Below are 20,506 nucleotides of genomic sequence, written 5' to 3' on the forward strand. Positions count from 1 at the left end.
AAGTTATTTTTGGTATCTAAACCTTAATTATGAATTTAAAACACTCTATTCTAAAAGTGCAAGCAGCTCTTGGTAATGTAAGAGCTATGGAAAAATTACATGTTGATACTTATACAGAGGATATAATCATTAAAGTTGAAGGTACTCGGGTTGCTACCTCACAATTAAATGAAATCTATATGGATATTGTGGAGTTGGCAGGTTATTATTATATAAAAACTATCGTTTTAGGTAGTTTTCATATTAAAACTTGGAAAGGAGTTAATCTGTTAATTGGTGGTAGTGATTTTGAGTTAAATTTGGTTTCAGATATGCAGGAGATAGAGTCCGATTTTTCAAACGTATCAAATAGAAGTATTACCCAAATAGATTTTATTATTGAAGAACAGGATCTTGATAAAATCAAACCATCGAAAATAAATTCAATAACGTTAACCTCAAAAAAGAAAACTGCTCATTTTGAAAACATTGTAATTCACGATGAAGAAGAATAGTTCGTTAAATCTTTTTTGAAAAATGTGATTTCACTATTTTTAAACTATGAATGCTACCTTAAATGTTGCTTTAATCCAATCTCATTTGGCGTGGGAAAACCCAGTACAAAATAGAGCTGTTTTTGAACAAAAAATCAATACTATAGATACCGAAGTAGATTTAATTATTTTGCCAGAAATGTTCACTACTGGATTCACAATGAATGTTATTGATGTTGCTGAGTCTATGAAAGGAGAAACAATCAATTGGCTTCAGAGATTAGCTAAAGAAAAGACTTGTGCAATTGCAGGGAGTATTATTGTAAAGGATGGTGAAAATTATTTTAACCGTTTTTTGTTTGTAAGTTCTGATGGAACTATTGAGAAATATGATAAGCATCAATTATTTACGCTGGCTAAAGAACAAGAAGTTTTTACAGCAGGTAATGATGAGGTAATTATCACATATAAGGGTTGGAAGATTAAACCACAAGTATGTTATGATCTTAGATTCCCTGTTTGGGCCAGAAATACTTCAGGATATGATGTGTTACTTTATGTAGCCAGTTGGCCAAAACCGCGAGTAAATGCTTGGGATGCTTTATTAAAAGCTAGGGCGATCGAAAACATGTCATATTGTATAGGTGTTAATAGGGTAGGTCTTGATGGTAAAGGATATGAATATAATGGACATTCTGCAGTTTATGATGTGTTAGGACATTCTGTTTTAGAAGAAAACCCTGTTGAAAAAGAAGCTATATTATATACAACTTTAAATAAATCTTATATAGAAAGAGTGCGCGAAAAACTACCGTTTTTGGCGGATGCAGATTTGTTTCAGATTACTCCAAAATAAAGGTTTGTTTTAACTCCCAATTAGCTCGTACTTCTATTGCTTCTGGGAAATAAACCACTTTTTCTGGTTGGATTCCTTTAAGGAAATTACCAGTATCCCATATTCCATTTTTATTGGAATCTAAAATCACACGTAAGTTATATTTTCCAGGGTCTAAGTTATCAAAAACAGTAGTCTCTTGTTTTGCAACTATTTTTTCAGATATAAATTTTCCTTGTTCATCAGTAACCTGAATCAATACGGGATATTCCTTTACATTTTCTAATGTAAAAAATATAGTACCATAATCTGCCAATTTTTTAGTTCTGAAATTAATACTGATAGTGTCGTTTACATTTCCTATAAAATCTTTAACAGCTTCTGGTAGTAATTGAATATTATATGCATTGCTCTCTGTTCTTTCGAAAGAAAATCTCGCCTCATTATTAATTTTATCTACTTCCATAGAAAATGGAACTTCTAAAGTATCTTTATCGGTTAACTTAATTAATTTCTCATTAACGGTTTCTATAGGTGTGCTAGAATAAAGCGTAAAATCTTGGTTAAAAGCTAGGTTTCCTTTAACATTACTGCTAAGCTTTATAGAATCTTTATATTGATCTTTAAATCTTGCAACAAGGGTATCTCTGTAATTTCTGGTATTAGTCACTTCAAAAATTAAAGAATCGGCTTGAAAAAAAGGTCTAAACCAGTAGTTCATTGTATCCTTTACTTTATCAGGGAAAATTCTAGTTTCGAAATTTTCTGGTGCCTTACTTATTAGATTAATTTTCATGTCTTCTAATTCACCTTCATATCCAAAGATAAATGCGTTTTTAGAAACTTGTTTTGGTTTAAGTGCTTTGAAATCCAAAACTTCTTCGAACAAATTTATCTTAAAGGTTTTTGCTGTATCTGCAGGCAGCGAAATAACATCATCATAAAAACCAATTTTATCTTGCTTAGGTTGATAGGTATAATTAGTAGCCGCGTCTTTAATCGCAATCAATTTATATGTTCCTTCTTTTAGGTTTTCTAAATCAAAATTAATGCTATCTAGAGTACTTGTAATATATCTTGGAACCTCATTAAAAACTAAAGAATCAGAATATTGTTCGTTTACTTCATACAAGGCGACCGTAATAAAAGGGTCTGCTTTTTTTTCTAACGCATCTGCAATAACTCCTTTTATACTAAGTGAATCTAAAGAATCTCCTGTAGAGAATACATATTTAAAAAAAGGATTAGGATTTCCCTCGTTATTGTCAACGATACTTTGACCAAAATTGATACTATATGTTGTGTTTTCTAATAAAGTATCTAAAAATTTAATTTTAAGGTATTTACTAGCACCTCCTAAAGGTGTTATTTCCGGTTTAGGATCCATAGGAGGGGATATGATGATTTGTTTTTGTGGGTCCTTTAGTTTTACATACTCATCAAAATAAATTCTAATTTCATTTCTATTAAAATTGGTTGAGTAGTTTGGAGGAATGGCTTTTACAAATTTTGGAGGGATTTCATCCTTTTCTCCACCTGTTATGGTACCCTTTTTGGCACAACCAACGATCAATAAGAAAGAAAAAGCAGTTAGTAATAACGTGTGGGATCTTTTATACATAGCTCCGTTACAATTTTTAAAGACACAAAGAAACGACTATTTATAACAAACAAAAAATCTATAGAGTGATAGCCATAGTCGCAATGCTTATTTTAATACCAGGTATTGATTTAAGAGCTTGTATGCAAGCTTCTAAAGTAGCACCTGTAGTTACAATATCATCAACAATCAAAATATGTTTGTTTGCCAATAAAGACTCATTTTGTATTCCAAATGTTTCAGAAGTGTTTATCCAGCGTGTAAGACGACTATTTTTCGATTGTTTTTTATTGTAGGAATTTTTTTTCAAAACAAAATCAACGTATTCTGCGTTCAATTTTTCTGCAATCTCTTGTCCAAACTTTTCCACCTGATTGAACCCTCTTTCTCGTAATCTCTTTGGGTGAAGAGGTACTGGTATTACAGTATCAATATTCTGATAAACAGAAGATTGACTTAGTTCTTGACCTAACCAAACACCGAGTTCTTTTCCTATTTCTTCTCTACCTCTATACTTAAGATTATGAATCAAATTTTGTACTAAACTATCCTTCTCAAAGAGCAATAAAGAGGTTGCATTTTCTATTTTAGCACGCCCATAAAATACTTTTTCGATCTTTTTAGCGTTAACCTTATGGAAATTACCTAAAGGAAGTTTATGTCTACAAGAAGTACATAAAATTCTTTCGTTTTTGTATAACGGGTTGTCACAGGCAGCACAATATATAGGATAAAATAAATAAGCTAAGTCGCTTAACATATTAGGTGAATTAACATTAATTATTATATTTAACTAAATTTACTATTTAACGTAACCATCAAAAATTAGAAATTTATTATGACAACTCAAAACAATAACTTGACCCTTAAGATACTAATCGGTGTTCTGGGAGCTCTTTTATTAATTCTGGGGATCTTCACGTATAAGTTTTACAACGAAGAAAAGAGAGAAAAAGCAATTTTGCAACAGGAAAAGGATTTAATTGAGAGTGAGCTTGGGGAATTAATTACAAAATATGATAATGCTATTGCTCTAAATGAAGTAATGGATGATCATTTATTAAAAGAAAAACAGCGTGTTGTTGTTTTGCTAGATAGTTTAAAAGACTATGATGCTAACGTAGCTTTGATCGCAAGGTATAGAAGAGAAGTTAGTAAGTTGAAAAAAGAGCGTGAAAGATTATTTAAACTAGCGGATAGTTTAACAACTGCAAATGCGCAGTTAGCTACAGATTTAGATAGTACTTCTACAGCATTGACAGAAAGAATTGTTTTTTCTGATTCTTTAGCAACACAGAATAGTAAATTAGCTGAAATAGTAGAAAGAGGTTCTGCTCTTCAGGCTTCAGGAATTAAAGCCGAAGGAGTTAGAGTTCGTAATAGTGGAAAAATCACGACTACTTCTAGATCTAGTAGAGCAGAAAAGGTAAGAGTTTGTTTTACACTTTCACCGAACAAGTTAACTGAAAAAGGAGATAAGGAATTATTCGTTCAGGTAATCAACCCAGAAAACAACCTAATTGGAGATAAAATTTCTGTAAATTTTGACGATGCTGTATTAACATATAGTGGTCGTAATAAGGTGTTTTATGAGAATGATGCCTTAGATGTGTGTGTTTTAGTAGATACTGCAGAAGGTGAATTGATGAAAGGTAATTATGTAGTAAATTTATTCTCTGGACCTAGAATGATCTCTAATACACAGTTTGAATTGAAATAAGATAGTTTAAAATATAGAAAATGAACCACCATGTCATTATTGATATGGTGGTTTTTTTATGTTTTTGTCAGAAATTACTTTATACAGTCATTAATTAAATAAATTCGTTTTCAATTCTTGTAAATTCAGTTATTTTTGCGCAATGGCAAATCAAGAAGATAAATTTAAAAAAGTTATAGCCCACGCTAAGGAGTATGGGTATATTTTCGGTTCTAGTGAGATCTATGATGGATTGAGTGCGGTATATGATTATGGACAGAATGGAGCAGAACTTAAAAAAAATATTAGAGAATATTGGTGGAAAAGTATGGTGTATATGCACCAGAATATTGTAGGTTTAGATGCAGCCATATTTATGCATCCTACAACATGGAAAGCATCAGGACACGTAGATGCATTCAATGATCCATTAATAGATAATAAAGATTCTAAAAAAAGATATAGAGCTGATGTATTGTTAGAAGATTATGCAGAAAAACAATATCAAAAGGCTCAAAAAGAGATAAATAAAGCTAAAAAGCGATTTGGAGACTCTTTTGACGAAGAACAATATGTTACAACGAATCCAAGAGTTGTAAAATATCTTTCGGAACAACAAAGAGTGTTAAAACGTATGGCGAAATCTTTAGAAAGCGAAGATTTAGCTGACGTAAAAGCATTGATAGAAGAGTTAGGTATTGCAGATCCCGAAACAGGATCTAAGAATTGGACAGATGTTAGACAATTTAATTTAATGTTTGGAACAAAACTAGGAGCATCTGCAGAATCTGCTACGGATTTATTTTTAAGACCTGAGACTGCTCAAGGTATTTTTGTGAATTTTTTGAATGTTCAGAAAACTGGTAGAATGAAGATTCCTTTTGGAATTGCACAAACAGGTAAAGCATTTAGAAACGAAATAGTAGCACGACAGTTTATCTTTAGAATGCGTGAGTTTGAACAAATGGAAATGCAGTTTTTTGTGCGTCCGGGAGAAGAAATGAAATGGTATGAGTACTGGAAAGAAACACGTTTAAACTGGCACTTATCATTAGGGTTAGGAAAAGAAAATTATCGTTTTCATGATCATGATAAATTAGCGCATTATGCAAATGCAGCGGCTGATATAGAATTTAATTTTCCATTTGGGTTTAAAGAATTAGAAGGTATTCATTCCAGAACTGATTTTGATCTAAAAGCACACGAGGAATTCTCTGGTAAAAAATTACAGTTTTTTGATCCTGAATTAAAAGAGAGCTATGTGCCATACGTGGTAGAGACTTCTGTAGGATTAGATAGAATGTTCTTGGCTGTGTTTTCTACCGCTTTGCAAGATGAACAACTAGAAGATGGATCTAGTAGAGTAGTATTAAAATTACCTGCTGTTGTTGCACCTGTAAAGGCTGCAATTTTACCACTAGTTAAAAAAGATGGTCTACCAGAGGTTGCAGAGCAAATTGTAAAAGATCTTAAGTGGAAATTTAATGTTGCTTACGATGAAAAAGATGCGATAGGACGACGTTATAGAAGGCAAGATGCTGCAGGAACTCCAATATGTATTACTATAGATCACGATACCTTAAATGATCAGACAGTAACTATAAGAGATAGAGATACTATGGAACAGAAACGCGTTCCAATTTCAGAACTTAAGTCTATTATTTCTGAAAAAGTAGATGCAGAAAACTGGTTGAAATAAGAGTTTCAATATAAGATATTTCGATACTGGAATTAAATACATAAAAAGAGGTCTAAAAATTCAATTTTTAGACCTCTTTTTTTAGTTTAGAATTTAACTACAATTATCTAACTATAAATCTTTTTATTTTAGATTTGTTTTGTTGGTCTTTAATTCTTACCAAATATATACCAGCAGAAGCATAAGACATATCAAGGTCATATGCATAACCGATGTTGTTTATTTTATTTAGTCTATAATTCAGTAGTCTTTGACCACTTAGATTAAAAATATCCATTTCTAATTGATCAGTAACAGAGTCAGAATCAAATCGTATTTCAAACTGATTATTTTCTCTATAAATGATTTTTAATTCAGAATTTGGATCTAGGTTTTCGTTAACCCCAAGTGTAATATCTTCAACCTCACAAAATTCAATAGACCAATCTAATAGTTGTCCACCATCAAAATTTGCACCATCTGCAATGGTAAGTGTCCAGATTCCTTGAGTAGATAATCCGTTAAACTCGGCAAGGCTTCCTTCTGGTTGAAAGGTTCCTGTAAATGGACCTGTCCCACCTGTAATTGGATTAGCAGCTTGATCATCAAATACGGTATTGGTATAATTATCAGTATCACCTCCATTACCACTTGTTAATTCAACTATAGTCGTGTTATCTGGTGCTGTTAATGTAATAGTAAGATCGTCATTCCAAGTATGTTCTATGTTAAGTGATATATTTATATCAGAAATTATAACACTCTCCGTGATTTCTATTTCAGAAGTTATCGTAGGAGTACCATTTTCACTTATCGCAACAGGAGTTGTATTGTTTTCCGAGTTACAGGTAAAATTTTCTACTGTGGCAGTAAAACTATCATTACTTGTGTTAGCATCATTTGATAATACCGTAGTGGCAACTATTTCATAAGACCCTGATTGTGATAGATCTGCCGTTTGTGTGAAAGTATAATCTACTGTGCTGTCCGCTGCAATTGGACCTGTTACTGTTTCTATAACTGCTGTTCCTCCATCAACACTATAAGAAACATCAAAATTCGATTGTTCTTGCGTACCAAAATTCTCAATAGTTATTGTTACTGTTTCTGCTCCCAATCCATCACTGGATATAGGTGTTGGTATAGCGATAATTCCTATATCGTTTTGCGCTAAGTGATTAACTACAATAGAAACTTGATCATTTGTATCTAATTCATCATTCGTTAAATTCGTAGATGCAGTGATAGTGTAAGTCTGGCCTTCAGTAGATAAATCTGCTGTTTGCGTAAATGTATAAGTAGCGATATTAGAAGATTCAATAGTACCAGTAAATGTTTCAGTTATTATAGTGCCACCATCCACTTGATAGGTTACATCGAAATTAGAAACTGGAGCACTTCCGAAATTACGAATTTCAATAGTGATATCTTCTGCGTTAGTGAAACTTCCTTCCTGAGGTATATCAATTGAAACTACACCAACATCATTTGTATTGCTAGGAGCAATCTGAAAAACACCTGCAACATTAGCTCTATTACCAGCGGTATTTACATATTCCGTAACAAACCAGAACTTTTCTCCATTAGATGGATCTAGGTCAATTTTACTGTAATCCCCATATCTTTCGGAACCAGGTATGTTTCCACCACCAGCTGCAATTAATGTTTCATCTATGGTCATCGTCCCTAAGGGATCATTTGCAAATCTTCCGGTGTAATATGAGCTGACAAAGGTGTCGGTAGTACCACCCATACCAGTGTACCCCATTCCTATATTTCCATTATCATCCATAATCAAACTAGCATTCCAAGCATTTTTTCCATCTGGAGAAGTATAAGTTCCTTCTTGATAAATGGTCCAAGGTTGACCATCACCAGATTGTCTTAATTCGAACCATCGTACTCCAGCGATTTCTCCAGCTCCACCATCTGTATCAACAACAAAATTGAATAAGGCCGAGTTGTGAGTAGGGAATTTTCGAAACTGTGCTTGATTCATGATTGTATTTTGTAAAGCATCGATATCTTGTCCTCCAGGCTGAGTAAGGTTTGCAAAGGAGCCTCCATCAAAAGCTCCAATGAAAGGTGTAGTAGTTAATTCTGTGGGTTGAGAAATGGCAGAATTGGCAGGAGTCGTAAAATCTACATTAATAGTCCATATTTTGATATGATCTTCTGTAATTCCATTAAAAGCATCGTCCTGCATATATACGATTGGTGCATTTCCAGTTGCAGGTAAGTTATCATCACTAATATTGAAAGCTTGAGGAGCGTAAAAACCATCAGTAGCTATTCCTGGTAAAGGGAAACCAATAATCTGTGCACTAGCTGCTCCTGCTAACATTGCATCTCTTTCTAAAGCAAAAACTGAATTTTGAGTATCTGCAGAACCTGAGTTTACGTTAGCAGTCATATAATAACCATCCGACCATACAGATACTTTTTGGTAATCATCAATACCTGCGAATGAATATACAGACCAAGCGTCATTAATCGGATCTGGTCCTTGAGATACAGCAACTTCTACTGATCCATCAAAAAATAGTATAGACATAACCCATCGATCAGCTGCATTGTCATAGGATATAGTAAGGTCACAACAAACATTAGCTGCGGTAAAAATATTATTAGAGGACAAGTTGCCTGTAAGTGGGTTACCATCTTTATCAAAAATTCTGTAACCAGTATTAAATACAGCAAGTACATGGTTAGGCCCAACTGCTAGAGATGGGTCCGTAGGTTGACTATTTTGTTCTGTGGTATCAAAAACAATCTCAGGATCAAATCCGGGAACACGTGTTGTGTTTGATTTTTGTGCTTTGGCTAAGATGTCATCTCCTGTAGATCCTTTACCAATAATAATTTTACCTTTAGAAGATCTATTATCCTTGGAATATCTACCATCTCTAATTTCTTCATTTGAGTCTTTAGCTGGGATAAGTGTTTTTTTTTGATCCAATAGGTGATACCACTCTCATAGAGGTGGATTTTGAATAAAAGTTAGGTTTTACACCAGGCTTTGTTTGTGCAAAAGTCCCAAAACTAAAAAGTATGAGTAATGGGATTAATAAGAGTGAATTTTTAAACATGATTTGTATATCGTTTGATTTGTTATATAATAAACACGTATGTTGTTAAAATCCCTACCCCAGTTTCAGTTTTCATTGAAAAAATATTCTTATTCTATAATATTTGAATATAATTATTGGGGATATGATTATTACGAGTTTTTTATATTGCTAATGTAAGGTGTTGCAAAAATATTTGTACTAATGTATTCGTTAAATAAAATAGGTACATTATATTATTAACATCAAATATTGTAGTATTAGTTGTATTTTGCCTTAAAAATTAGGATATTCCGTCATTCAAATCTTGTTATTATGCTATTGAAAAGGATCATTTTCTTTTCTTTTTTATTTTTTTGCGTAGTTGGTTTTTCTCAAAAGAAAAAGACCGCTAAGGCAACTTTGGTTACTTCTTCTAATTATATGAAAGAAGTAGAGCCTTTGATCGGTAAAAAGCTAATTCCAGAGATACCAAGAGAAGGAGAAGTAAATCCTAAGAGAACGGATGCAAATAAAATTGTTCCGGGTAAAGGACTTCCAAAAGGACTAGATGCGCTAATAGTAAACCAAAAAAGTGCGCGTAACACTAGAAGTAATAGAACACCTTCACTAGTTTTTGAAACCAATTCTAGTACGACTTCGCCATCAGATCCTACGGGGGCAATCGGCCCTAATCACTATATAAGTGCTAAAAATTCTGCTTTTGCTATTCACGATAGAAATGGAAATGTGTTAGTTCCTTCTACTTCGTTAGCAAATATTTTTCCGGGAGAATCACTCGGAGACCCAATAGTATTTTACGATAATTTTGCCGATAGATTTGTTATTACTCAGTTTAGTGATACACCTAATGGTTTTTTGGTTGCAGTCTGTAGAGGATCAGATCCAGTAAATGATGGTTGGTATACTTATCGTTTTAATACCGGTAGCTTTCCTGATTACACGAAATTTTCAATTTGGTCTGATGGATATTATATAACAGCTAATAAAGATCAAGGTCAGCAAATGACAAGTGAAGTAGTATATGTTATAGATAGAGAACAAATGCTTGCTGGAGTTGATACGGCACAAATGGTTGGATTTCCTCTTCCAGGAGCAAGAATAGGTGGTTTTTATAGTCCGGCGTCATTCAATGCCATAGGAAGCACACTTCCTCCAGTTGGAGATGCTAGAATTATTTATTTTCAGGATGATGATTGGCAAGGAGTAAATGAAGATGCATTAAAGTTATGGACTATTAATGTGGATTGGATTAATCCACAACAATCTACAATCTCAGAGGCCGAAGAGTTAACCGTAAGTAATGGTAATATCACTTCTTTTGATTCTACATTTGATGGAGGTTCCTTTGCAAATCTTCCACAACCAGGATCAGATGGTCAAAATATTGATGTATTACAGGGAACTGTAATGTTTGCTACTAATTATAGAAGATTTTGTGATTATAATTCAGTAGTATTAAATTTTCCAGTAGATATTGATAGTCGTCAGGATTCAGATAATATATCTGGGATTAGATGGTATGAACTTCGCCAGAATGGCGATAATCAACCATGGTCTGTTTACCAAGAAGGAACTTATACTTCTCCAGATGGTAAAAGTGCTTGGTGTGCGAGTATGGCGATGGATATTTTTGGGAATATCGGGATGGGATATACGACTATGGGTACTATCGATAATGGAGCAAACCAAAATAGTTTTGCCTCTATTAGGTATACTGGTCGATTGGCAGATGATCCTTTGGGAACGATGACTTTTGCCGAAGAAACAATCGCCATAGGTACCGATGTAGATAGAACCACAAGAAATCGTTATGGAGATTATGCACAGATGACAGTGGATCCATTAGATGATCAAACTTTTTGGCATATTGCAGAGTATTTTGAGAATTCAGGAAACAATGCAAGAAACATTGTAGGAGTTTTTAAAATTGCAGAAAACATACCAAATGATGTTGGAGTTGTGAGTATTGATGCTCCAGAAGATGCTACTTTTACCACATCTGAAGTTATTACAGTTACAATTAAAAATTTTGGGACAACGGCACAAAGTAATATTCCAGTAAGCTATTCGATTAATGGAGGAAGTACAGTGGATGAAATTTTTACAGGATCTATTGCAGCAGGACAAACTGCATCATTTACATTTAGTACTATGGCGGATTTAACAGTAGGAAATAGTTCTTTTATTTCAGCAGAAACGAATCAAGTAGGAGATGTAACTCCAGAAAACGATTGTACAACTAAAGAAGTCTCTAATTTATTTTTGAATGATGTTGGAGTTGTAAGTTTGGTTTCTCCAGTGTCAGGAGGAGGTCTTTCTTCTACAGAAACTGTTACGGTTTTAATAAGAAATTATGGAGGTTCTCCGCAATCTAATATTCCTGTTTTTTATGCACTTGATGGAGGGACTCCAGTTAATGAGGTTTTCTCAGGAACTATTGCGGTAGGAGAATCAGCAGAATATACATTTACAGTTACCGCTGATTTGTCAGAATTTTCAAATTATTCATTTGAGATTGGTACTGCTTTAACTACAGATGAGGATGCTCTTAATGATGTCATTACAAGAGAAGTTGTCCATCAGCTATGCTCACCAACATCGGATTGCTCACGATTTGGAGATGGTTTGTCTTCTTTCGAGCTTTCTAACATATCAAACCAGAATATTGAATGTGGAGATGGTTATGAGGATTTTACCAGTATGATAATTAATCTTGATAAGTCTATCGGAGTATACGCGCTTACTGTTCAAGCAGGTTTTGCAGAAGGTGATGCGGAACAATTGTCATTATGGATAGATTTTGATGATGATACAGTTTTTGAAGATGAAGAATTGGTTATTAGTAATCAGGTGATTTCTGAAGAAAACGTAAATCAGACTTTTCTTTTTTCATTAAATAATGATGCGCCATTAGGCACCCATTTATTAAGAGTTAGAGCTGGAGATACGAATACAAATAACGGATCCGATCTTAATGACCCTTGCGGATCCATGCAATTTGGTACAACTCACGATTATACTGTAGAAATAGGAGAGAATACAAACCCTAATTCAGATCTTGTAGTAATTAGTCAGCCAAATAATCAATTTTTGATTACGATGAGCGATGCTAATGCGGATGATATCCTTAGGCTCAGTATTTTTACAATTACAGGAAAAACCGTAGCCTCTAATTTAGTAGAAAAAGATGCTAATAGCAGATTTACATATTTATTGGATATGTCATATGCTAGCACCGGTATTTACTTTGTTAGATTAGGAGGTGGTAAAACTGGAAAATCTGCTAAGTTTTCTGTAAACTAATCAGTACGATTACTTATTTCTTGTATTGATACAGGTCTTGCTTCTTTGCATCTACTATTCATTCTTAGGTTACTATATTTAACCCATACCTTTTCTGGCATGTCATCGGTTTTAAAGAAATCTTGAATATTGATTGGATCTAATTTATCTGCATATTTTTCTACTGTAAGAATATATGAACAGTCTTTTGATTTATTAATAGACAATGTTCCTTTGATAAAACCTTTTTCAATCATTTCTTTAGAATCTATAATTTGAGCACTTTCTTTTCCATTTTCACCTTTTTTTCCATCGGCTCCTTGAGTAGTTATGCAACTATAAGAAATTAATGAAATTAGTACAAAACAAGTTTTAAGAATATTTTTCATCGTTATATGGTTTGAGTTTTAAGAATTACAAATTATATTTTTTTATTTAAAAGATGCGCAAAAAATTAGAAATATGCTCTAAGTTGTACGCTTCCTGTATGAATTGTACTGGTTGTTTCACTTTTTCTACCTAAATAAGATATATTAAGATCTAAATACTTAGTTAATTTTTTTTGTGCTAAGATAGACCAAGTATAATTATCTCCTGGTTGTAAACCATTAAGTAATTGATAGCCTACCGGAGAGAAAGCATTTCCTGTAAAATCGTTATTGAAATAGTTAAATTCACCAGAAATAGATATTTGCTGTTTATTTGCATATGCAAAAGAAACACCTAATTTCTGTTGTGTTAACACTTCTTCTCCAGATATGTTTTCTTGATCATTTAAAAGATAGAAGATACTAAACTGTGTTTGGGGAGATAATAAGTATGATAATTTTGGTTCTATTTTATAACCTTCGAGAAGGTAGTTTCTATTAGTAAAGTTTTCTGAGATACTCTCAGTTTTAATAAGTTCATTCTTTAAATCAAAAAGCCAAGTCTTTGCCATTTTATGTGCAAATGTTAATTGATGGCTATCGATTATATTCTCCTGTAGTCCGGTAACCTGTAAATTCGTGTTTTTTGTGGAAAGAAAAGTATACGAGGTTGTGTAACGTTGTTTTCCTCTATTAAAGAATAATGTATTCCTAAAACTTAAGTTTAATGCTAATTCATCATCATTTTTTTTAAATGGATTGAGATCAAAAGAACTGTCATCTCGAAGGTTTTTTCGATCAATGATATAAGATGTTTGATTATAAAAATGTGATAATAACTTCTTTGTTTTGTTATCTGATCCAGACCAAGAAAGAGGATTTAGAGTTATAATCTGGCTTAGTCGATTTTGGTGAGTTTTTATAAAGAGCTGGTTAGGAAGTAATACTCTTAGGTAAATGGCTTCATCTGTAAACTGAGCAATTTCAAACTCTTCTAATTCTTGTATGCCATTATTGTTGTAATCATTCCACGTATACGTCCCTTGTCCTGGATCTACTTGGACATACGTAAATTCTTGCTGAGGTAAAGTTCCGCTATTTGTTTCGAAAACCGTATTCCAATTTACTTTACCATTAAAAAATTTCTGATTGTATAGCAACCTTGAGTTTAGAGACTCTTCATTTTCTCTATTTTGATCTTCATTATTTAATGTTCTATAGTTAATAAATAAAGATAATTGAGTGTTTGTTGTATTTAGTAAGTTGGATTTAAGAAAATAGGTATTAGAGGTACTTACTTTATCTAAAAGATTATTTCTAACACTATCATTAATACGATGTCTATATCCAATTTCTGTATATATTTTTGTGCTATCGCCTACTCCACTGTAGATCTCGTATGATTTAAACCGTTGTGTATTTAATGTAAAAGTTTGATCACTTAGATTGATTTCTTTATTTTCCTCGATTCCTATTTTGGTTCCTATCCAATTTTTTGGAAAGCTATAGGTTAGAATGTTATAGATTCTGAAGAATCTTGAATCTAAGTTCGAATTCTTACTATTTAATAAACTAGAATATAAAGAAACACCAAGTTTATTTAATTTTAGTTCGGTACTTAAGAGATGTCGATTTCCATTATAATTTTCAGAAAAATTAAGATGCTGAAATGAGTATCGAGTAAACCCTTTTTGGGGATGAAGTAGCTCCAAACCAGATGTAAAAAACTGCTGGTCTCCTAGAGGGTTGTTTAAATTCCAATCACGGTTAAATTCTACATTATAAATTCTTTCTATACTCTTAAACTCTTTCTGGATATAATCTCCATTTGCAAACGCATTCATGGTCCAGCTACTATCTCTAGAAAAAATATTTTGCCTTAGTTGTAATCTCCCTGCTACTCCATCATTATCATTATCATCAATATCAGAAAATAGATTCAAATCATTTTTACTTCCTGAAATTTCAAATGCTACAGATGTTTTTTCGTTTGGAGTATAAGAACCTTGAACCACAGCTGTCTGAAGTTTGGTAGGAGCGACTAATTGAATTATTGGTGCATAATTACCTTGACGTATTCCATTAACAGGTGCAACGTATTCAAAAATTCTACTAATTGTGGTTACATCTCCTACAATATAATCACCTTGATTATCTCCAACCAAAGAGAACCTAACATTAAATAATTCATCCTCTGGATTACTAGAAAACACAAAAACTTCTTGACCATCTATCATATCCCTTCTATAAAGAATTTTGTTTTCACTAAAAACATCTGGAACAGCAGATGGTGAAATCATTTGAGAAGTGTCATCACCAGCATTGGATAGCGTTTCTTTTTGTTGATCGCTTAAGTTTTGCTGTAGTGGTTGGTTTTTAGCATCATTTTCTGAGTATACAAAAGCCCCAATTTTTAGTTTGTCACTTTTGTGTTCGCCTCCACCATAAACGATGATTCTAGAGTAATTACGTTCTGTGGTCTGATATTCTATAGATATTCTCATATCTGATGTAATAGGATATGTAGGATTAAATCGAACTTCTCCGGCATTGTAATCAATAATATAATCTTTATTCTCACCTCTTTCTAGGAGTAATCCATTTACATATACACGTTCACTTCCAGAGACTATGAGAATAAATAATTCTCCATTAGGACCAGTTAATTTATAAGGTCCTTGATTACCTTCTTGGCCAGTAAATTGACTTCTGGTAAAAACGCCTCGTACCAAAGCTCCAGAGGCAAATAAATCGGTCTTAGATTCGGGATGATTTAAAGTTCCATTAATGGATATACCTTGTACGTTTTTAGTGAATCTATTAAAATAACTCGTAGTGTTTTGCAGTTGCACATCACCTGCTCTTACATTCCAATTTTTGCTATATAATTCTATAAAAACTTGATCAAATTCATCTAAATTTTGTGAATATCCACTTTGCTGTACTGGTACGTTTGCGTCTTGTATTGATGCACGTAAGGATATATTATCACTTATTTTACCAGAAATCTGTAAATCTAGTTCAGAGTTTAAAACGGTATTTTGATTACTACCTACGGTAACACCTCTTGATATACTTCCGTTGGTGGTAAGTCCATCAAAAGGAGTGAACTCTTTTTTGTTATTGGCTTCTGATAAGCTATATAGTTTTTGTAGGTTACCATTTTCTTCAACAATTATAGAAGGATCGAATTCAAAATACTTTTTAGTTAAAAAATCAGGATAGCGAAAATATTGTATGGTAATTGAATCATTTTGTGATTTTACTTGTGATGATAAGACAACAGAGGCATCTTTAAAACTTACGTCATATAATGTACTGTCTATAGCAATTCCTTTGTTGGAAAGTAATTTGAATTTAAATGAGTTGATACTTACAGAATCAATACGTATAGTATCAGTAACACGTACCTTCTTACTTCTGAAATTACCAAAAGTATCTTGAGCCAATAAACTACTGGTACCGAAGAATAATAAAAAACCTAAAACCGTAAAAATACGCATCAATACAAAACTAAAGTTTTTCGCCTACAGAAGCTTGCTAAGCTTCTTAAATTACTATGATTTATGCAACAACTATTGATTGGAAAGGTTTTTATAATAGCAATAACGATAAAAGTAAGATTAAGTTTTATTAGTCCGAAATAATTTAAATAAAAAATTTATGACTGATTATATAGATAAAAAAAGTTGGTGGCATAAGAATAGAAGTTGGTTTTTAGGGCTTTTAGCATTGATTAGTGGATTTGTCCTGACCTTATTGGTGCTTTTAGGGAAACCAATAGGTGATTTTACTAAAGCTATGGTAGATCCATCTATATATGATAATGCTTTTGATATGGTACAAGACGACGAACGTGTTATTGCACTCTTGGGAGAAGTACAGCCAATTAGTGTTTTTGAGCTTCTGGAAGGAGAAGTTCGATATGCCGAAGAAGGTAAAGCCATTATAACGGTTGGGATAAAAGGATCTAAGCAAAAAGGAAAAATGGATGTCGTAGCAAATAAAAGAAATGATGGTTGGCAATACCAAACGATAAGAATACGAACTAAAAAACCAAAGAAGACTATTGAGGTATTGGATAGCGAATAAATTCTGATCACCCTTTCGAGAGAAAAGCTTCGTAAAGTAAAAGTATCATATTCCCCTCTTGAGAGGGGTTAGGGGTGTGTTGTTTATAGTATATTTGTTTCTGTAAAAATGATTTAGTATCGTAAGCTTTAATCTTACCCACATGAACTCTCTAAAAACCATCGTCTTTTTTTTATTCTTTTCGAGTCTTTCTTTTTCGCAGACTAAGATTGTAAATGATACCATCTTAGCTTTTCAATATTTTAAGAAAGCAGATTCATTGTTAGCTGATAGGAAGTTAGATAGTTCGATTGTTTATTTTAGAAAAGCATTACCTATTTATGAAAAAGCAAAGGCTTGGGAGCGAGTGGCCACATGCTATAACACTATTTCGGAAAGTCAAATAAGAAAATCTCAATATGAGGAAGCTCTTAAAAGCGCAAAAAAAGCTTTGGAAATATGCAATTATTATCTTATCCAAAATCATAGGGAAGAGGGAGCAGCATATAACTATATTGGAGAAAGTTATGTAAGAATGTCAGATTTTGATAATGCACTTAAGAATCATAAAAAATCGTTAGAAGTAAAACAAAAAAACACACCGCTAGATTATAAAAGTATTGCAGTTTCATATAGTAATCTTGGATTGTTATACAGGGATTTATCAGATTATAGAAAAGCTATAAGTTTTCTTGATAAAGCTTTAGCTTATGATCTAAAATTTTTTGGAGAAAATCACGAAAGAGTAGGAAATGATTACCATAATCTTGCAAATGTTTATATCCAAGATGGTAATTATTTCAAAGCTGGACTTTATTTTAATAAAAGTCTAAACATTGTAATAAAGAATAAAGGTAAGAATCACTTATCTACTGGTTACAGTTATTATGGTTTGGCCAGTTATTATTCAACATTAAAACAATACGACACTAGTCTAGAATATTATCAAAAAGCTTTATCGATTTTTAAGAAAAATGAAAGTCTTTATCCTCTTTTTGCAGTTTACACTAATATAGGACTTGTTTTATCTAATAAAGGAGAATATAATAATTCTATTAAATTCCATAAAAAAAGCTTAGAAATAGGTCGTAAAATTCTGGATGAAGAAAATGTTAGTCTGGGGTTTGTTTATTGGAACATGGGACTTGATTATGAGAGGAAAGAAGAATATGACACTGCACTTAATTATTATGAAAAAGCGTTGAAAATTTGTAAGAAAAGTTATGGGGAAAATCACTCTGACATAGCTGATTTGTATAAGAATATAGGAAACGTTTATCGAGCAAAAAAAGAATTGAATAAGGCGTTGAATTATCAAAATAAATCTTTAAAAATTTATAAAAACGTATATAAAGAGAATAATCCAAAGATATCCACTTCTTATACAAGTATTGCAAGTATTTTTTTAGAGCAAAAGAAATTTTCAGAAGCTCTTACATATTCTAAAAATGCTTTAGAATTAATAGAAAATTCTTATGGAAATAGAAGCCCACTTATAATTGAAGCTTTAAATCAAAATGGTTTAGTATATAAAAAACAAGGGGATTATAAAAAAGCTATAATGTTTTTTGAAAAGGCCGTAGTGGCAAATACTAAACATGATCAAGAATATTTTAATCCAAAAATGTTAATAGAAAGTTATAGAAGGAAAGCAGAGGTATTACAGTTACTTTACTATAAAAATAAATCAAAAAATGATTTGAATGAAAATATCAAAATTTATTCTAATTTGAATGTTTTGATAGACCATTCTCGACAGTCTTTTCAAGAATATGAAGATAAACTTCTTTTTGCTAAAGAAACTAAAGAAATTTTTACAAGTGCTATAAAGGGAAATATTTTGTTGTACAAAGAAAATAAAATGAAAGAATCTTTATCAAATGCTTTCTATTATGCTGAAAAAAGTAAATCAAATACGTTAAAAGATATACTAAATCATTCCAATGCGAAAAATTTTTCAGGGTTGTCCATCAAAATCATCAAATTAGAAAAAAAATTAAGAATTGATAAGGCTTTTTGTCAATCTAAAATAAATGAAGAAATTTCTAATAAAAAAGCCTCTACTAAGCTATCAAATTATGAAAGCAAATTATTCGACATCTCCAGAAGACAGGACTCTTTAACCGAAGTCATAGAAAAAAAATATCCTAAATATCACCAATTAAAATATACTACTGAAGTAGTTTCCGTAGCTGATGTTCAGGAAAAACTAGATGAAGAAACTACTTTGTTGGAGTTTTTTACGACAGATAGTATCACCTATGCTTTTACGATTTCAAAAAATAAGATAGCTGTAAAAGAATTATTGACGCCAAAGCTAGAACAATATATTGAAGAATTCCAAGGTGCTATCACGAAAAACTATGAAGTTTATAAAGAAGTCTCCCATCGACTATATAAAAAATTAATAGCTCCCGTAAAGGATGAATTCGTAGGAAATCAATTAATTATAGTTCCTGACGGATCATTATGGCACCTTAATTTTGATTTGTTATTAACTGCAGAAGACACCTCTGATAATCCAAAAACTTGGCCATATCTTCTTAAAGAGTATGCGATTTCATACGCTAATTCTGCTACATTGTTGTTCAGAGATGAGATAGATGAAGGTGAAGCTCCAAAAGAATTACAAGAATGCCTAGCGTTTTCTTTTTCTAGTGGAGATAATATTTCTAATACACGAAACGTAAGTTTAAAAGCTTTTAGAAATTCGAGTATGGATTTACCCGGAACTCGAGAAGAAATTAAAGCCATTTCTAATATTGTAGATGGGCAATATTTTTATGGATCAGAAGCTACAGAGCAAAACTTTAAAAAACATGTAGGAGCCTATAATATTTTACATCTAGCATTACATGGCGATGTAGATAATGAACGACCAGAAAACTCTAAATTATACTTCACTAAAAGTAAAGATACAATAGAGGATAATTATTTATACAGTCACGAGCTATTTGCGTTAGATATCCCTGCAGAACTTACCGTACTTAGCGCTTGTAATACCGGAACTGGTAAAATTGCCAAAGGCGAGGGGATTATGAGTTTGGGGAATGCATTTCAGTATGCAGGAACAAAAAGTTTATTATTGACCAATTGGGAAGTTTCTGATGAAACTACGCCTAAGATTATGGAGTATTTTTATACCAGCCTTAGGGATGGTAAAAATAAAGCAGAGGCTCTGCAACAAGCAAAATTACAATTTCTTACTACTACCAATCAGGAAACTGATCATCCTTATTATTGGGGAGGATTTTATTTATTAGGAGATACAGCCGCAATCCAACTTGAGAGTAATAATTATGGATATTGGTTCATTGGCGTTGGTATTTTAGTATTGATCTTAGTAAGTTTGTTGTGGTATAGAAAAAGAAATTCCCCTCTCGAGAGGGGTTAGGGTGTGTTAATTTGAAAATAGCAAATGAATTAGGT

At 32.4% G+C, this 20,506-nt stretch carries 12 protein-coding genes; 7 read left to right on the forward strand and 5 right to left on the reverse strand.

Annotated elements, in window-relative coordinates:
• Positions 1–29 precede the first annotated feature (29 nt).
• Both NMK29_RS22085 and NMK29_RS22090 read left to right on the forward strand, forming a co-directional pair.
• Entirely contained in the window at positions 30–494 is a 465-nt protein-coding gene (locus tag NMK29_RS22085; RefSeq protein ID WP_108804789.1) for a hypothetical protein, read from the forward strand.
• Between the two features lie 46 nt (positions 495–540).
• Entirely contained in the window at positions 541–1,329 is a 789-nt protein-coding gene (locus tag NMK29_RS22090; RefSeq protein ID WP_108804790.1) for an amidohydrolase, read from the forward strand.
• Here the strand turns inward: NMK29_RS22090 and NMK29_RS22095 are convergent.
• A complete protein-coding gene (locus NMK29_RS22095; protein WP_108804791.1) occupies positions 1,316–2,929 on the reverse strand; it encodes an Ig-like domain-containing protein in 1,614 nt (537 codons plus the stop codon). The two genes, NMK29_RS22090 and NMK29_RS22095, sit on opposite strands and share 14 nt — an antisense overlap.
• A gap of 58 nt (positions 2,930–2,987) precedes the next feature.
• The gene (locus NMK29_RS22100) at positions 2,988–3,668 is read right to left on the reverse strand and encodes a ComF family protein (RefSeq protein ID WP_108804792.1); all 681 of its coding nucleotides are present in this window, start codon (positions 3,666–3,668) and stop codon (positions 2,988–2,990) included.
• 78 nt (positions 3,669–3,746) lie between these two features.
• Here NMK29_RS22100 and NMK29_RS22105 point away from each other — a divergent pair, with 78 nt between their 5' ends.
• Together NMK29_RS22105 and NMK29_RS22110 are read left to right on the forward strand one after the other, a co-directional pair.
• Positions 3,747–4,628, forward strand: coding sequence for a hypothetical protein (locus NMK29_RS22105; protein WP_035086134.1), 882 nt, complete (start codon positions 3,747–3,749; stop codon positions 4,626–4,628).
• A 142-nt stretch (positions 4,629–4,770) separates the two neighbouring features.
• Positions 4,771–6,306 carry a glycine--tRNA ligase gene (locus NMK29_RS22110; protein ID WP_108804793.1) on the forward strand — a complete coding sequence of 512 codons (1,536 nt, stop codon included), beginning with the start codon at positions 4,771–4,773 and terminating at the stop codon, positions 6,304–6,306.
• 103 nt (positions 6,307–6,409) lie between these two features.
• Here the strand turns inward: NMK29_RS22110 and NMK29_RS22115 are convergent, their stop codons facing one another.
• Positions 6,410–9,244: a proprotein convertase P-domain-containing protein gene (locus NMK29_RS22115; RefSeq protein WP_254097295.1), complete on the reverse strand. Its 2,835-nt coding sequence runs from the start codon at positions 9,242–9,244 to the stop codon at positions 6,410–6,412.
• 424 nt (positions 9,245–9,668) lie between these two features.
• Here NMK29_RS22115 and NMK29_RS22120 point away from each other — a divergent pair, with 424 nt between their 5' ends.
• Positions 9,669–12,659 carry a GEVED domain-containing protein gene (locus tag NMK29_RS22120; RefSeq protein WP_108804795.1) on the forward strand — a complete coding sequence of 997 codons (2,991 nt, stop codon included), beginning with the start codon at positions 9,669–9,671 and terminating at the stop codon, positions 12,657–12,659.
• On the opposite strand, the gene NMK29_RS22125 is transcribed toward NMK29_RS22120, so the two are convergent.
• Together NMK29_RS22125 and NMK29_RS22130 are read right to left on the reverse strand one after the other, a co-directional pair.
• On the reverse strand, positions 12,656–13,027 hold the full coding sequence (locus NMK29_RS22125) for a hypothetical protein (RefSeq protein WP_108804796.1): 372 nt from the start codon (positions 13,025–13,027) through the stop codon (positions 12,656–12,658). The genes NMK29_RS22120 and NMK29_RS22125 overlap by 4 nt on opposite strands.
• A gap of 65 nt (positions 13,028–13,092) precedes the next feature.
• Positions 13,093–16,509, reverse strand: coding sequence for a hypothetical protein (locus NMK29_RS22130; RefSeq protein ID WP_108804797.1), 3,417 nt, complete (start codon positions 16,507–16,509; stop codon positions 13,093–13,095).
• Between the two features lie 160 nt (positions 16,510–16,669).
• Here NMK29_RS22130 and NMK29_RS22135 point away from each other — a divergent pair, with 160 nt between their 5' ends.
• Together NMK29_RS22135 and NMK29_RS22140 are read left to right on the forward strand one after the other, a co-directional pair.
• Positions 16,670–17,098, forward strand: a complete 429-nt coding sequence (locus NMK29_RS22135) for a cytochrome c oxidase assembly factor Coa1 family protein (RefSeq protein WP_108804798.1) — start codon at positions 16,670–16,672, stop codon at positions 17,096–17,098.
• 142 nt (positions 17,099–17,240) lie between these two features.
• Positions 17,241–20,471, forward strand: a complete 3,231-nt coding sequence (locus NMK29_RS22140) for a CHAT domain-containing protein (protein ID WP_108804799.1) — start codon at positions 17,241–17,243, stop codon at positions 20,469–20,471.
• The last annotated feature ends 35 nt before the right edge of the window (positions 20,472–20,506 follow it).

The organism is Aquimarina sp. Aq107 (assembly GCF_943733665.1).
Taxonomy (GTDB): domain Bacteria; phylum Bacteroidota; class Bacteroidia; order Flavobacteriales; family Flavobacteriaceae; genus Aquimarina.